Below are 16,202 nucleotides of genomic sequence, written 5' to 3' on the forward strand. Positions count from 1 at the left end.
TGAATTTTCGAAGAGGCCATCCTTGGCCCTTTCAAGATAAGGATCGGTCATTCCGGTAGGGAGGATAATAGGGAAAAAGAAATAAAATTTGAATAAAAATAGAACTTCCCCTTTTCTAAAATATGTCCTAGTAAATCTATGGAAGTGGATTTCTAAAAAAAGGCAGGCTTTTTACGTGTTAAAGACCATTTATCTAGCAAACCCCCGTGGATTTTGTGCAGGAGTGAAGTATGCCATATCCTATGTGGAAACAGCATTCCAAGAAAACCCAGCCGAACCCCTCTATGTTCGTAAAGAAATCGTTCACAACCAACGTGTTGTCGAGGAAATGAAGAAAAAAGGAATTCAGTTCATCGATGAACTGAAAGAAGTTCCAGATGGGGCGACAGTTGTGTTTTCGGCCCACGGGGTTTCTCCCGAGGTGGTAAAAGAAGCCACCCAGCGAAAAATGAAAATTGGGGATGCCACCTGCCCACTTGTCACCAGGGTCCACAAAAAAGCCCGTAACCTAAAAGACACACACCAAATCATCTACATTGGTCACAGAGGTCATGACGAAGCCATCGGAACCATGGGAGAAGCCCATATGTTTCTTGTAGAATCACCAGAAGATGTGGAAAACATAAAAGAAAAAGTTACCAAAGAAAAACCACTCACTTATTTAATGCAGACAACCCTTTCTGTAGCAGATACAAAAAATATTGTAAAAAAAATTGAAGAAGTTTTCCCATATGTGGAACATCCACAAAAAGATGATATTTGTTATGCGACAACAGAACGACAAGAAGCAGTACAATCTATGTTAGAATCTGTAGATGCCATGTTGGTCATTGGAGCAGAAAATTCTTCAAACTCCGTACGCCTTTGCCAATTAGCAAAAAAAACAAGACCGGCAAGTTTCCAGATATCTCGAAAAGAAGACGTAGACCCCGATCATATTAAAAATGCAGGAATCCAAATACTGGGAATTACTGCGGGAGCTTCCAGTCCCCAAATCCTTGTGGATGAAATTGTGGGAGAAATCTTAAAACACTTCCCTGAGGCCAAAGTATCTTTATATCCGGAAAGCCGGGAAGATACTATGAGTTTTAAACTTCCTAAAGAACTACTCAAACAATATTAATATGGATTTGGATCCTTGGTCATTACTAAAAGCTTCTTTAGAAGGTGATGACTCGGGAACCAGTATTTTATCAATCGATCGCTCATCGAAAAAGTTTGAAATCATTATTAAAAATCAGGCTTTTTTATCTTTAGAATCTGGATTTGACTTAGATGGATTTCTTTGCCAAAAGATAGATAAGTCAGACTATTCAACAGAACTTATCTATAAGACCAATGGGACCATTCTTGAAACATCTTTTGGAAAATTTCAATTTCCGGATGGAAAAAAGAATAAAGAATATACGAAATTTTTCATCAAAGATATAACCACCAAACAAAGACAAGAAGAGGAAATTGCTTGGAGGTTACGATTTGAATTAGGTGTTGCTTCCTCCATCCAAATTTTAATCCAACAACCTTCCATCAGAGAAGGCTTACCACATGCTCTTTATCAGTTATTATACTTCACAGAAATGGATTCTATTTTTTTCTTAAAATACGAATTTATTGATCAAAAGGATCGACTTCAAATTTGGGTCAATGAGCGAAAAACCACCAAATACCCGTTATTACCCCAAGAACTTCAAAACGAAGATTGGTATGATTTAGGTCTCGGACGTTGGATCCATAAACTAAAAAGGGGCAAAACAATCTATTTGACTCAAGGCAAAGCAATGTCCCGAGAAAAGTGGTTCTTTGACCAAACCAAAGCAGAAACTCTCCTACTCATTCCCGTTCTCTTTGAGAATCAGTTTTTAGGAGTAATGGGTTTTTTAAAATACAAACAAAACTCTCCGATCCAACATGAAAACCTTTTGATCTATCAAACTGTAAGTCGCTGGATGGGACTTTTTGTTCAAAGAGATTTGGATCTTGCGGAACTCAATCACTACAAATCCACTTTAGAATCTTTGATTTTAGAACGAACTGTTGCTCTCACCAAAACCAAAGAAGAATTGGAGCGTGCCTACCGAGCCAAAACAGAATTTTTAGCCCATATGAGCCACGAATTGAGGACTCCTTTAAATTCGATCATTGGATTTTCAAAACTCATTCAATTACCGGACGCCGATGCAACCGGGAAAGAGTATTTAAATTATATTTATACAGGGGGAACTCGGCTTCTGAGTATGATCAACGAAATCCTAAGTCTAATGAAAATTGAGTCAGGTCAAATTAAGATCCAGTTAACAACGTTTAAACCAGAAGATCTATGTCGCCAAACATTGGATTTAGTCCAACCGCAGGCAAATGCCAAAGGGATGGAGATTCGATTCCGCCCCCCCTTACAATCAAAAACGATAACCTCTGACTCAGGCAAAATCCAACAAATCCTATTAAATCTGATTTCCAATGCGATTAAATATGCAAACCATCCTTACATTGAGTTGGATTGTGAATGGGCCGGTGACCTACTTGGAATTTCAGTCCGAGATTTTGGGCCAGGAATCTCAGAAGAAGATCAAAATCGAGTTTTTCATACCTTCACTCGGTTAAACGACGATGGAAATATTGAAGGGACAGGTCTTGGCCTCTCCATTTCCCAAGGGCTTGCAATTCGGCTTGGGGGTAGCATCGAACTCACTTCTCAATTAGGACAAGGATCCAATTTTAAACTCAAGTTACCTGAAATAATAAAATAAAGGAATTGAACCCTGTAGAATTCTCCCGTAGGATTTCCGATAATCTATATGGTGGAATCGAACGTAAACCAAAGTCAGTCCTCGCAAGAAAAGAGAAAGGAACACCTTCGGCGTCCCAAAGAACCGATCCTTATCATCGAGGATAAAAAGGAAAACCAAGTCCTTTTAGAAGCGATTTGCAAACGCATTGGAATGGAGTCGGAGATTGCTGAAGATGGCAAAGTCGCTCTTGAAATGGCAGCAAAACGTCCATATAGCCTGTATTTGGTGGATTTGATGATGCCTGTTTTGGATGGAAAAACCTTCATCCAAGAGAGAAAAAAACTAGAACCTTCCGCTGTATTTATGATCCAAACAGCCATAGACCAAATCGATGAAATCATCGAAATTATGAAAATGGGCGTCTATGATTATCTTTTAAAACCCCTACATATAGAAATTGTTGCCGATCGTTTGGAAAAGGCATTAGAATACGTCTACTTAAAGCGAATGGAATCGCTTCTCATTGATGAGGAATCAAAAGAATTAAAAAGCCAATTGGAATGGCTGAATTACAAGGAATCACATCGTAAAACCAATGAAATCAATTCCGAGCTTCATTCGATTCTAAACTTAAAAACCACTTTAATGCAGGGCTCCGGCCTTGGAGCGATGTCTACAATCATCGACTCCATCCAACAAATGAAAGTGGACCAAGGCAAAGACTACTCAATCAATAAAGAATTTTGGGACTTGTTATTTGAAAACCATGAACATAACATCTCTATGATGAAGGGTTTAGACCTTGCAGTAGATATTATTCAAAACGATACGAATTTAATTAGAACCAAAAGCGAAGACTTACTAGGCCTCTTACCTACTCTCATTGAGACATTTAGAGACGAAATTGCGGAAAAAGAATTAAAAGTAAATCTACCGGTTGTAAAACAATCAGTCTTCCTTGATCTCGATATAGAATCAATGAAGGTAGCTATGCATGAAATTATAACGAATGGACTGAAATATTCCAAAAGAAAATCGCATTTTGATGTATTTGTAACCTTTGTGGATGGCTATTTTTGTTTATCTGCAAAAAACAATATCATTGAAGATGAGTATGCCAAACAACTCACTAAGTCAGAAAAAAAACTGGTGGAACCATTCTACCGCATTCATCCACCCGTTGAAAGTTTCTATTCTAAAGAAAAATTCAGCTTAGGACTTGGACTAACCATGGTAGATTTTATCCTCCACAGACACAACGGAATGTTCTTTATAAGAAACGCAATCGACCACACAACAGAAGTGAAAGCCGACTGCATTATAGCAGAAATATTTTTACCAATCCAAAACGATAAGGGAACAAACCATGAATAGAAAAATATTGATTATTGATGACTCTGCCGTATTCAGAAAGATCATCTCAGTCCATCTAAAAAATGCAAACTATGATTTGATAGAGGCAGGAGATGGTTTGGAAGGTTTAAAACAATTGGAATCGAATGAAGTCGATTTGATCGTTTCTGATATGAATATGCCGAATATGGATGGAATCAGTTTTATAAAGAAAGTTAAAGAAAATCCTAAGTATAAATTCACTCCTATCATCATGCTCACAACAGAATCCCAACCGGAAAAAAAACAACAAGGTATGGACGCTGGTGCAAAAGCATGGCTTACCAAACCTTTCTCTCCTGAAGAGTTGTTGGATACCATTTCTAAACTGCTACCATAATCATGGAACCAGTCCAGAACCTTCGGAAAACAAATTCAGGTTTAGAAATCTCTTGGGAGGGGTATTTAACCGTACCTTTTGTAAAAGAATGGAAAAAACTAACTGAAATTTGGGCAATTTCCAAAGGAACCGCCATCCAACTAGATCTAAACGGAATCCAGCGAATCGATTCCGCGGGAATTCAGTTTTTGATGTATCTGAAAACATTAAGTCAAAAAAAACATTTTTCGATCCATCTTTCGAACCACTCCCTTCCCGTTTTGAAAGTTTTAGATCTACTAGGTCTTGTTAGTTTTTTTGGTGACCGAGTTAAGGTAAAAAAAGAACATTCCGCTGAAGTAGAATTTCGTTACGGCACAAGGAAAATCGACTAATGGATTTAACAGAGGTTATAGATGCCTATTTAGTTGAATCCGAAGAGTTCCTTCGTGATATGGAAGCAATCCTACTACGTACGGAGATTTCCGTCCCTACGGATGACGATCTCAATGCGATATTTCGCGCTGTCCATACAATCAAAGGAACAGCGGGAATGTTTGGTTTTGAATCGACTGTAAAATTTACACATGTTGTTGAAAATCTTTTGGACCAATTACGATCCCATGAAATTCCCTTCCAACAAGAACTAACAGAAATTTTACTAAAAGCAAAAGACCATCTCTCTTATTTAGTAGCCGAAGAAACAAAAGGGAAAATACCTGAGTCAAAGATCGTCCACGGGAACTCTATCTTAGATTTAATGAAGCCCTTCCAAAAACTGGAAGATGAGAATCCAACAAAGAACCAAATCGAAAAAGATCCCGTATCACAAAAAGAAAACCTAAGTTTCAGTAACTCTAGTCTACTAGAAAATTCTGAATCAAAACAAAAATCAGATTCTTCCATTCCAGGTTACTTAATTTCTTTTCGACCGAACCGAAACGTATTTTCCCAAGGACTCGACCCCATCTCGTTTATCGGATACTTAAAAAAAATTGGTAAAATCCAGGCCTTAAAAACAATTTCAGATCCGATTCAAAACTCTGAAGAATTTGATCCAGAATCCTGTTATTTAGGTTTCGAAATCCACTTGGTTTGTGATTCCGATTTGGAAACAGTTCGCAAAGTATTTAACTTTATTGAAGGTGATTCTTTTCTACATATCCTCCCCCCAGGTGCCAGTATAGAAGACCTGGCCGATCTTTCTGGGCAATTACCAGAAGAAGAAATTTTACTCGGGAACATTTGGAAAGAAATCCAAATTCTAACAGATGCTAATTTAATTAATTACTTTGAGGAGTTGAAAATCCGTAAGACAGGTATTTCCCCTTCCCAAATCAAAAGCCAAACACCAACTTCTTTGCCGGAAAGAATCCAAGAACCAGAAGATTCAAAAATTCCAGCAAATGCTCTTAAAGATCAGAATAAATCATCAACGATTAAAGTAGATTCTAAACGAATTGATAATTTAATCAATCGTGTGGGAGAACTAGTAGTGGCCTCTGCCAATATGAACCAACTCATCGGTTCTATGGAAGATTCTAATCTCCAAGAATCTTCCATGCTTGCGATGCGACTACTCAACGAAGTGAGAGAAATTTCGCTAAAATTGAGAATGGTTCCTATTGGAGATACTTTTCAAAAGTATACAAGAACCGTTCGAGATTTAGGCAAAGATCTTGGTAAAGAAATCAAACTGATCACTGAAGGAAATGAAACAGAACTCGATCGAAACATAGTAGATAAGTTAGGTGATCCTTTAACCCACTTAGTCAGAAATGCTTGTGACCACGGATTGGAACCAACAGAAGAACGAATCAAAAAGGGAAAACCAAAACAAGGAACAATCAAACTCAACGCCTTCCATGAAGCTGGAAGTGTAGTCATTGAAATCACCGATGACGGAAATGGGATTCAAAAAGAAAAAGTTTGGCAAAAAGGAATTGATAAAGGACTTGTCTCTGGACCTCAACCAGATTCAGACGAAGATGTCTTTAAACTTCTGTTTCATCCCGGACTTTCGACTGCTTCGAAAGTAACCAATGTTTCCGGTAGAGGTGTGGGCCTTGATGTTGTTTTACAAAACATTGAATCCTTACGTGGAACTATTGCTGTCAAATCAACTCAGAACCAAGGAAGTTGTTTCACTATTCGTCTACCATTAACCCTTGCAATCATTGATGGATTTTTAGTAGAAGTGGGAAAAAACCAATTCATCATTCCTATGGATATGGTTTTGGAATGCCTCCACTTTACAGAGGAAAACAAAATGGATTCCAACAACTTCTTTCCATTGCGAGGGAATTTAATTCCATTCCTTCGTCTCAAAGACTATTATCCAACGGAATCTACAAATGAAAATTCCCGCGAAAATATTGTAATTGTTCGGAATGGAGAAAAAAAAGCAGGAATCGTTGTCGAGCGACTTCTTGGGGAATACCAAACAGTAATCAAACCTATGGGATCGGTATTCCGTCATGTAAAGGGTGTAAGTGGTTCGAGTATTTTAGGAGATGGAAATGTGGCCCTGATTATTGACATTCCCTCCCTCTTCGAAAGAACCATAGCTGTTGAAAACGAAAGATTATATAAATGAAGAGGATGATATGAAAAATATAAAGATAAGTACAAAGCTGATAGGTTTTTTCCTTACGGGTCTACTATTTGTTATTTGGACTGCGTTTTATTCCTGGGGGACACTCACTAATTCGGGTATCGCGGAAGAAAAAACAAAAATTCAAATCCAAAAATCTGAAAACCTAACATCGGTTTGGAATTTAAGTCAATCGATACAGTCCGATCTCTTCACAGTCGTCCAATCGCAGGAAATAGATAAAACCTCAGTTGCCAAAATCAAATATGATTTAGAAAAACTGAATTCTGCTTGGGAAGAAATCTCCAAGTTCCCTACCTCCACCGAAGAATCGGTCATCCTAAAATCAGCTCAAATCCAGAAAGAAGAATATATAACTTTGATTAAGGCGTTTTTAAACGACCCGGAAGATCTCACAAAAAAAGACCTTCTAAAATCGAGCTTAACTGAACTTTGGAAACCCTATTCTATTTCCATTTCCAAATGGAACTCTCAGATACAAAAAGACAGTCTATCTGAAATTTCCAGAGAAGAAACAAAACCTTTAGAAAAACTTTTTCCCTTATTCATTTCCGGTGCCCTTTTTCTAACGATCACAGCACTTCTAATGTTTCTTTTACTGAGACAAGTAGGAAAACCGCTCAAAGACGCCATCCAAATCAAAACGGCATTGGACAGCGTTTCTACAAACGTAATGATTTCCGATTTGGATTTGAATGTGGTGTATATGAACAAAGCCATTAATACCATGTTTGCCAAATCAGAATCTGATATAAAAACCCAAATTCGTAACTTCTCTCTAAAAGATTTGATGGGGAGTAACATTGACGGTTATCATAAAGACCCGAGCCACCAACGTAGGCTTCTTGGCAGCTTCACTTCAGAACACAAAACAAGTATTAAAATTGGAAACAGAGAGTTTAGTCTGATTGCAAATCCCATCATTACTCCGAGTGGCGAAAGATTGGGTAGTGTTGTGGAGTGGGCAGATGTGACCGAGGCCAATGCAAATGCAAGAGCCATCGAAAGATCACAAGCAACTGTAGATTTCAATATGGACGGAACAGTCTCTCATGCAAATGAGAATTTCTTAAATCTAATGGGTTATACTTTGAATGAAGTCAAAGGCCAACACCATAGAATTTTCCTCGAATCCCAGGAAGCAAATTCAGAGGGTTATCGTCAATTTTGGTCAGCTCTCAACAGAGGCGAGTTCCAAACAGCCGAATACAAACGAATTGGTAAAAATGGAAAAGAGGTCTGGCTCCAAGCCACTTACACGCCAATCCTTGATGCCAACGGCAAACCATACAAAGTAATCAAATTTGCAACAGACATCACTGAAAATAAAAAACAAGTCAGAGAATTTGTTGGCCAAATTGAAGCCATCAACAAAGCACAAGCGACCATCGAGTTTAATATGGATGGAACCATCATCACTGCCAACGATATCTTTCAAAAAACAATGGGATACAGCTTACAAGAGATTGTAGGAAAACATCACAGAATGTTTGTAGAACCATCCATGGTCAACTCAGAAGATTATCGTCAATTTTGGGCAACACTCAACAGAGGAGAATACCAAACCGCAGAATACAGAAGGATCGGCAAGGGAGGAAAAGGAGTTTGGCTCCAAGCAACTTACAACCCCATCCTTGATCTCAACGGAAAACCTTATAAAGTCATCAAATTTGCAACAGATATTACGGAACAAAAAAATATCGCCATTGAAACAGCTCGTATTGTAGACGATCTAGTGATTGGACTGGCTGCTTTAGAGAACGGCGACTTAACGCAACTCATTACCAATGATTACGATGGTGGGTTTGCAAAACTTAGAGATTCCTTTAACAATACATCCAAAAAACTTGTGGATATCATAAACGATGTAAAAACCAATACAGACGCTTTGGTGAATGCCGCCGATGAAGTGGCATCCACTGCCAGTACACTTTCACAAGGTGCCAGCGAACAAGCTGCATCTGTCGAAGAAACTTCCGCTTCCTTAGAGGAAATGGGTGCCTCCATTGATCAAAATGCAGAAAATGCAAAACAGACGGATACTATTGCAACAAAATCTGCAAAAGATGCAAAACAAGGTGGCGAAGCCGTAAGAAATACAGTATCAGCGATGAAAGAAATTGCAGATAAAATATCTATCATTGAAGATATCGCTTACCAAACCAACTTACTTGCGTTAAATGCTGCAATTGAAGCAGCAAGAGCTGGTGAACACGGAAAAGGATTTGCTGTGGTTGCATCCGAAGTTAGAAAACTTGCAGAACGTTCTCAAAAATCAGCGAATGAAATTGGAAGTTTGGCTGGAAATTCCGTTCAGATAGCAGAATCTGCAGGAAAACTCATTGAGGAAATTGTTCCTGCCATCAATAAAACTGCCGACCTTGTGCAAGAGATTACGGCAGCGAGCCAAGAACAATCTTCTGGTGTCAATGAGGTCAACAAAGCCATGGGACAACTAGACCAAGTATCCCAACAATCAGCAAGTGCCTCAGAAGAACTAGCAGCCATTGCGGAAGAGTTACAAGCACAAGCGGAAAAACTTCTCTCTTCTATTAGTTTCTTCAAACTAGGAAAACAAGCGACCTTTCAATCTGTTGTAGAATCCAAACATTCAAAACCGGTAGCAAAACCAGCGGGACGTCTACAAACACCGAATGCCAGAAAAGCGGATCCGTCCGATGACAATGGCAAATTTCAGAAGTATTAAGTAGGATACCTATATGCAGGAACTCCAATACTTAACTTTTTTAATTTCGGAAGAACTTTTCGGCCTAGGAATTTTGTATATCAAAGAGATCATAGAATTTGAGTCAGTGACTCACGTTCCGATGATGCCAGATTACATACCAGGTGTGATTAACTTGAGAGGTAATGTAGTACCCGTCATTGACCTCAATATGAGATTTTACAAAAAGAAAACAGAAACAAATAGAAAAACCTGTATCATCATTACAGAAATCAAGATGGATAATGAAATCATAGATGTAGGTCTCCTAGTCGACGCGGTCAATGAAGTGGTAGACATCACTCCCGATTCCGTTGAGGAGCCACCCAGTTTTGGTTCCAAAATCCGATTGGATTTTATCCAAGGTCTCGGGAAATTAGAAAATAAATTTGTGATTATTCTGAAAGTGAACCAAATTCTGGAACTTTCTGAGTTACAATCCATCCAAGAAACCTCGTCAAATGTGATGTGATGGATTCGCCAATTGAAGTGATTGATCGTTTTCTTAACCCCGGAGAAATATTCTTCGGCGGGCCAGAATTTAGGGTCAGAACATTACTTGGATCTTGTGTATCTATTGTTTTATGGCATCCGAATCGCCAATTAGGGGGGTTGTGTCATTACCTCCTTCCTACCCCTGCCGATCTCCACTCTGAAAAAACCCACAAATATGGAATCGATGCGGTTTCCTTTTTTTTCACCGAAATGAAAAAACATAGGTCGTCACCAAGCGAGTATTACGCGAAAATATTTGGCGGATCCAACATGTTTCTCCACGAAGAAAGAGAAATTTTAAAAGACAACTCCACTTCTCACGTCGGAAAAAGAAATGCAGAATTCGCCAAAAAAATCCTGGGAGATAATGGAATCAAAATCCTCTCTGAAGACATTGGTGGAACTTTATCGAGAAAGATATATTTTACCGTATGGGACGGTGAAGTATGGGTAGAAAAAAAATAGGTTTATGAAAAAAATCAAGGTATTTGTCATTGATGATTCTGCTGTCGTAAGACAAGTGTTAACTGAAATATTCAAATCGGACTCTAACTTTGAATTTTTAGGAAGTGCTTCTGATCCACTTTTTGCACTGGATAAAATGACTAACAATTGGCCCGATGTGATTGTTTTGGACATTGAAATGCCAAGAATGGACGGGTTATCTTTTTTAAAAAAGATCATGTCAGAAAGACCAACTCCCGTGGTCATATGTTCTACTTTAACTACGGAAGGTTCCGATACGGCAATGCTTGCGATGAGCCTTGGTGCCTGTGATATAATCACAAAACCAAAAATTGGATTAAAAGATTTTTTAAATGAAAGCACCATTGAACTCACCGATGCTGTAATGGCGGCTGCCTCTGTTTCATTAAAATCTCTTCCTGCACTTACCAACCAAAAACAATTCACGATCAAACTAGACAAAAAACAAGATATCTCCCAACTTCAAGCCACAGAAAAAATTGTGGCGATTGGAACTTCTACGGGAGGGACTATTGCCTTAGAAGAAGTTCTTACGAAACTTCCAAGAGATAAAACTCCCGGGATTGTCATTGTCCAACATATGCCAGAAAAATTTACTGAAACCTTTGCCAAACGTTTGGATTCCATCTGCGAAATCAGTGTAAGGGAAGCAAAGGATGGAGACCGGGTCGTTCGAGGCCTAGCCCTCATTGCACCAGGAAACCGTCATATGACTGTAAAGCGCTCTGGTGCCCAATACTATGTAGAAGTTACTGATGGTCCCCTCGTCAATCGTCACAAACCATCTGTAGATGTGCTTTTTCGTTCTGTAGCAAGGCATGCAGGAAAAAATGCGAAAGGTATCATTATGACGGGGATGGGAGATGATGGTGCCGCAGGACTGCATGAAATGAAAGAGGCAGGAGCAGATACTATTGCCCAAAATGAAGAAACTTCTGTTGTGTTTGGAATGCCAAAGGAAGCAATCAAGAGAGGAAGTGCAAACCACATCCTCCCTTTGACTGAAATTTACAAAACAATCGTGGGTTACGGTTGATTAACCGAGACCCAACTCTTTCGTTACTTTTACTTTTCTAGCTCGAATGTCTTCCGGAGACTCTTCTTTTAGAATTTCATCTGGTTTGATTTTGAATATGGGTTGTGCTTTCGAAACAATCTTTCCATCGGAATCTACCATTAGATTTTTAACAACGGTTCCACTCACTGGAGCTAGAATTTTGTTAAACATCTTCATTACCTCAATGATAAAGAGTGGTTGTCCTGCTTGGAAATGATCCCCCTCATTGATAAGTTGTGGTAGGTTCGGAGCTTCCTTAGAGTAAAACATTCCACCCATAGGTGCCACAATTTCATCCCCAGACATTTTTGGCGGTGGGTTCAAAGTTTTGATCAAAGCATCTCTAGTATCTTTGTTTTTGAATTCGTCAGGTACCACTCCGTCCAAATCTGCATTCACATCCAAACCAAAGAAATTGGATTTGATACCGATTTTGGGAAGTAACAATAATGTTTCAAGACCTGCTTGGAATCCATTATGGCTTGCAACAGAAGCAGTCCAGAGTTCCTCAGAAAGAGTTTTCGAAGGATTTTTACCTTTGGCCAATGCTTCAGAGAGTTCTTTCCAAGAACTAAGTCCAGTTCTTACCGAAAGTTCGGAATAGAATGCTTTTGCTTCTGTGAGTAGGTTTGCATCATGATCCCAAATCTTTTCTGAACTTGCTTTCTCTTCTGTTGTATCTAAATTCAAGTAGTAATACAAAGAATCCAAAAATTGGATGGGGTTTTCTGCGAAGGTTATATTGTTTCCAGTTCGTGTCCAAAGTTTGCCATCGAAGTATCCAAGAAATCCACCAAGTAGGTGCGGGTTAGCAAGAAGACGTTCCAAAGGACGAACAACAAGGGTCATCTTTTTGTTTAAGATTTTTTTCAGTTCTGGATCTGCAGCCTTAGTTTTTTCAGACCAAAGATACTCTAAATCCAAATCATTGATAATGGATTGTAAAGCACCGATCCCTGCTAAATAAGAAATCATAAAAGCAGTGGATGGTTTGAACATCGCATCCTTACCCAAAATCCATTGGATAAGACCGTAGTGAACAAGTAAGTTTGTTTCGAGGTTTTGCCCCCGAAGCTCTGTTTTGCGAAGAATGTTTCCTAAAATTTCTAAGTTTTCTGTTCTCGAATTCCCATAGGAAACGATAAGAGCTACGTTAGAATCATACGCACCTGCTAGATTGTAGTGAACAAAGGCACCTGTATCAGGGTTACGAGTACAAATACCTTGGTCATCTCGAATTTCTTCAGGAAGTGCATTGGACCAGTTTTGGATGATCCCACCTGCATGTGGTTGCAGAGCACGGTTTGTGGCATTGATTCGCACTTCCGCTCCGGATACATTTCTTACGATTCTTTCCGGTTTAGGAACTCTTGGTCCATGGATGGAAAGAACAGCCATTGCTTCCACAAGGGAATCAATATAAAAGAAATCATTTGGATCACTTGGATTGGTGAACTTCATTTTGTACACCATCTCGGTAACACGATGTTCTACTTGAATCCTTGTGTTTACTTCCATAAAGAAGAAACTATTCCCTTCTACAATACATTCAAAAGTAGAAACTGAATTCAAACGAATTGCTTTTCCAAACACTTCTGCTTGGTTTTCCATATCTTTTAAAGTTTGTGTGTCTTTATCTAAGATTGCGGCTTTTTTAGGATTTGTAGAACGAACGAGATCTGCTTCTTTTTGGAGTAACTCTACCGTTTGAGAAATTTCTAAAAGTTTTTGTTCGTGCATTTGTAAGGAACAATCACGACCCCCAAGTGACAAAGACCATTCTCCGTTTCCAATCAACTGGATTTCGTTATGGCGAGTGTTTTCAATATTTAACTCGATAAGGAAGTTTCTATTGGATCCAACGGCAGTGACTTTCGATTCCGCAAGGATTTCCATGACTGCTGCATCAATTTCAGATTTTTCGCTGATGACACGTTGTCCCTTTCCCCCACCACCACCGATGTATTTGAATCGAACTCGTTTTCCTGGGTACTTTTTCCAAATATCTTCACAAAGAATGGCAGACTCTTTTTGTAAATCAGGGATAGAGGTAATGTCTATGGTTTTTTCATAAGATAGTTGGAGTAAATCTTCCGCATTGTCTTCGAGAGACCTTGCATCATTAAAAGAAAAGCTTAAGTTATTTTCTTTAGCTACTTTTAGAAGTCCGTCTTTGGAATTTCCAGTTTTACGGAGTAAAGCAAGAGCGGTAATATTATCCACACCAGGGGTTACCGATACATTGAGACTTCTAGCAAGTTTTTTTGCCTCATCTTTAGCACCTGCACCTTTCGCTACATGGGAACTTGGCCCCATAAAGATGATTCCCGCTTTTTCAATAGCTTCAATAAATTCGGCATCTTCTGCCATAAATCCGTAACCAGCAAAGATATGAGTGTATCCATTGCTTTTAGCAATACCAATGATTTGGTGGATCCGCTGTTCTTTCTCTTCTTTCCCTGCTCCCATATAATCTGGAACACGATGGATATTTTCCGCAAAACGGAAGTTACGTAGTTCTGGTGCCAAAGCCTTTGGATAGACAATAGAATCTTTTTCTGAAAGTAAAATTCCGTATTCTTTCACACCAATGGAATCAAAAACATCCATGGTTTCTTTACGAACAGGGCCACGACAAACAATGAGGCACTTGATCGATTCTACACTAAAGGACCGAATCCATGCGGAATCGGATTCTTGGAACTGAATGCGTTTTAAATTCTTATCTAACATGGAAATTATTCAAACTCCCTTTGAGGACCGGACATTTCCGCCGGTTTGTATTTGGACATCAGGAAACTCAAGTTTTTAGATAACACATTTCTTGTGTATCCTGGTAAAATGATGGAAGAAACAGAACCAAGAGAGAGTGCTTCTTTTGGATTCATCAGTTCTTTTTCGTATCTTTGGCCTATTTCGAAAAGTTTGGCATCGCGAACGGAAGCGGCTTCTTTTTCACTCATACCTTTTTTGACATTAGCCAAAAATTCTTTTTGAATTCCTGTGATTTCATCCTTGTAAACATACTCTTTTCCAGCAGGACCCATTACCGCAATCCTTGCCGTAGGAAGAGCAAAAACCATAGAGGCTCCCGTAAAATACGAGTTAAATGTTGCATAAGCTCCACCAAACGCGTTACGGATGATCAGAGTGAGCCTAGGAGTTCGAAGATCAATGATGGAATCGAGGAGTTTTCTACCTTCGAGAACAATTCCATTGTGTTCTTGGTCACGGCCTGGTAAAAAACCCGTTGTATCTTCAATGAAAACCATCGGGATATTGTATAAGTTACAAAATCTTACGAAACGAGTTCCCTTACGAGAAGCACCGATATCAATCTGACCAGAAGAAACAGCAGAGTTATTGGCAAGAAAACCAACAACATGTCCACCAATCCGACCAAAAGCTGTGACAATGTTTCTTGCTCTTTGTGGTTGTAATTCAAAGAATTCCCCATGGTCACAGATTTGTTGTAAATACAAAGTGATATCAAATGGAGTGTTCATTCCTGTTGGGGAATTGAAGGTTTTTCGAAAAAGAATGTCTTCTTCGTAAATGAATCTGTCTACAGGATCTGAAGTAGGATAAAACGGCGCAAAACTATGGTTATTGTCTGGTAAGTAGGAAAGAAGGCGAATGGCAGTTCTAAGAGATCCGAGTTCATCACCTGTGACAAGGTCAACCACACCTGATTGCCCATGAACTTTGGGTCCACCTAAATCCTCGGCAGAAATATCTTCCCCAAGAACGGACTTCACAACTCCAGGTCCCGTGAGTCCAAAGAAGGTTCCATCACATTGGATCATAAAGGAACCTTGGCGCGGTAAGTATGCCCCACCACCAGCGTTAAACCCAAACATGAGCATTACGGAAGGAACCACTCCACTAATCTTACGAAGTGCGGTGAATGCTTCGGAATATCCGTCAAGTCCACCCACTCCCGCAGGAACATAGGCGCCCGCAGAGTCGTTCATCCCTATGAGCGGGATCCCATGAGTTCCAGCCATTTGGATAAGACGAGCGAGTTTACTTCCGTTCGTTGCGTCCATGGAACCCGCACGCAGTGTAAAGTCATGTCCGTAGACTGCAACATCACGGCCTTTGATATTTAAAATTCCAGTGACAATGGAAGCCCCGTCTAAATTGGGTCCCCAGTTTTGGTAGGTGATATTAGGTTCTTCATCAGTAAGGACTTTGATTCTCTCCCAAACCGTCATACGGCTTTTGGAGTGTTGGACGCGGATTCTATCTTCCCCGCCTCCAAGGATTGGTTTCTCAATGAGTTCCTTTCCTAGCTTGAGAGCATCATCATAAATTCCGGTTTGCGTTTCCGGAGCCTTGGTTTCTTTGAACGGGTTGTTTAGGGAATACTGCTTGGTTTCCAT

At 39.4% G+C, this 16,202-nt stretch carries 11 protein-coding genes and 2 pseudogenes; 11 read left to right on the top strand and 2 right to left on the bottom strand.

Annotation, left to right across the window (positions count from 1 at the left end; translation table 11 throughout):
* Positions 1-175: 175 nt before the first annotated feature.
* The 11 genes and pseudogenes from ispH (at position 176) to JWG40_RS01830 (ending at position 11,796) form a co-directional block, all read left to right on the top strand.
* Complete coding sequence (gene ispH, locus JWG40_RS01785; RefSeq protein WP_205284163.1) at positions 176-1,123, top strand: 4-hydroxy-3-methylbut-2-enyl diphosphate reductase; 948 nt, start codon at positions 176-178, stop codon at positions 1,121-1,123.
* Between the two features lies 1 nt (position 1,124).
* Positions 1,125-2,747, top strand: coding sequence for a sensor histidine kinase (locus tag JWG40_RS01790; RefSeq protein ID WP_205284164.1), 1,623 nt, complete (start codon positions 1,125-1,127; stop codon positions 2,745-2,747).
* A gap of 48 nt (positions 2,748-2,795) precedes the next feature.
* Positions 2,796-4,103, top strand: coding sequence for an ATP-binding response regulator (locus JWG40_RS01795; protein WP_205284165.1), 1,308 nt, complete (start codon positions 2,796-2,798; stop codon positions 4,101-4,103).
* Positions 4,096-4,461: a response regulator gene (locus JWG40_RS01800; protein WP_205284166.1), complete on the top strand. Its 366-nt coding sequence runs from the start codon at positions 4,096-4,098 to the stop codon at positions 4,459-4,461. The genes JWG40_RS01795 and JWG40_RS01800 overlap by 8 nt, the downstream gene beginning before the upstream one ends.
* Positions 4,462-4,463: 2 nt before the next feature.
* Entirely contained in the window at positions 4,464-4,835 is a 372-nt protein-coding gene (locus tag JWG40_RS01805) for an STAS domain-containing protein (RefSeq protein ID WP_205284167.1), read from the top strand.
* A complete protein-coding gene (locus tag JWG40_RS01810) occupies positions 4,835-7,036 on the top strand; it encodes a chemotaxis protein CheA (protein WP_205284168.1) in 2,202 nt (733 codons plus the stop codon). Before JWG40_RS01805 ends, JWG40_RS01810 begins: the two co-directional genes overlap by 1 nt.
* A 1,051-nt stretch (positions 7,037-8,087) precedes the next feature.
* Positions 8,088-8,696 (top strand): annotated as a pseudogene (locus JWG40_RS20125) (PAS domain-containing protein); the annotation flags it as partial.
* A 27-nt stretch (positions 8,697-8,723) separates the two neighbouring features.
* Positions 8,724-9,761, top strand: a pseudogene (locus JWG40_RS20130) (methyl-accepting chemotaxis protein); the annotation flags it as partial.
* 13 nt (positions 9,762-9,774) lie between these two features.
* Positions 9,775-10,251, top strand: coding sequence for a chemotaxis protein CheW (locus JWG40_RS01820; protein ID WP_205284170.1), 477 nt, complete (start codon positions 9,775-9,777; stop codon positions 10,249-10,251).
* The gene (locus JWG40_RS01825; protein ID WP_205284171.1) at positions 10,251-10,739 is read left to right on the top strand and encodes a chemotaxis protein CheD; all 489 of its coding nucleotides are present in this window, start codon (positions 10,251-10,253) and stop codon (positions 10,737-10,739) included. Before JWG40_RS01820 ends, JWG40_RS01825 begins: the two co-directional genes overlap by 1 nt.
* Before the next feature lie 4 nt (positions 10,740-10,743).
* Complete coding sequence (locus tag JWG40_RS01830; protein WP_205284172.1) at positions 10,744-11,796, top strand: protein-glutamate methylesterase/protein-glutamine glutaminase; 1,053 nt, start codon at positions 10,744-10,746, stop codon at positions 11,794-11,796.
* Here the strand turns inward: JWG40_RS01830 and JWG40_RS01835 are convergent, their stop codons facing one another.
* Together JWG40_RS01835 and JWG40_RS01840 are read right to left on the bottom strand one after the other, a co-directional pair.
* Positions 11,797-14,550: an ATP-binding protein gene (locus tag JWG40_RS01835; RefSeq protein ID WP_205284173.1), complete on the bottom strand. Its 2,754-nt coding sequence runs from the start codon at positions 14,548-14,550 to the stop codon at positions 11,797-11,799.
* A gap of 5 nt (positions 14,551-14,555) precedes the next feature.
* Positions 14,556-16,202 carry an acyl-CoA carboxylase subunit beta gene (locus tag JWG40_RS01840; protein WP_205284174.1) on the bottom strand — a complete coding sequence of 549 codons (1,647 nt, stop codon included), beginning with the start codon at positions 16,200-16,202 and terminating at the stop codon, positions 14,556-14,558.

Source organism: Leptospira abararensis (genome assembly GCF_016918735.1).
GTDB lineage: Bacteria > Spirochaetota > Leptospiria > Leptospirales > Leptospiraceae > Leptospira_A > Leptospira_A abararensis.

Coding starts and splice junctions, on each gene's coding strand:
- JWG40_RS01790 (WP_205284164.1), top strand. CDS start 1,125: ATGGATTTGGATCCTTGGTCATTACTAAAAGCTTCTTTAGAAGGTGAT.
- JWG40_RS01810 (WP_205284168.1), top strand. CDS start 4,835: ATGGATTTAACAGAGGTTATAGATGCCTATTTAGTTGAATCCGAAGAG.
- JWG40_RS01800 (WP_205284166.1), top strand. CDS start 4,096: ATGAATAGAAAAATATTGATTATTGATGACTCTGCCGTATTCAGAAAG.
- JWG40_RS01820 (WP_205284170.1), top strand. CDS start 9,775: ATGCAGGAACTCCAATACTTAACTTTTTTAATTTCGGAAGAACTTTTC.
- JWG40_RS01840 (WP_205284174.1), bottom strand. CDS start 16,202: ATGGAAACCAAGCAGTATTCCCTAAACAACCCGTTCAAAGAAACCAAG.
- JWG40_RS01805 (WP_205284167.1), top strand. CDS start 4,464: ATGGAACCAGTCCAGAACCTTCGGAAAACAAATTCAGGTTTAGAAATC.
- JWG40_RS01830 (WP_205284172.1), top strand. CDS start 10,744: ATGAAAAAAATCAAGGTATTTGTCATTGATGATTCTGCTGTCGTAAGA.
- JWG40_RS01825 (WP_205284171.1), top strand. CDS start 10,251: ATGGATTCGCCAATTGAAGTGATTGATCGTTTTCTTAACCCCGGAGAA.
- JWG40_RS01795 (WP_205284165.1), top strand. CDS start 2,796: ATGGTGGAATCGAACGTAAACCAAAGTCAGTCCTCGCAAGAAAAGAGA.
- JWG40_RS01835 (WP_205284173.1), bottom strand. CDS start 14,550: ATGTTAGATAAGAATTTAAAACGCATTCAGTTCCAAGAATCCGATTCC.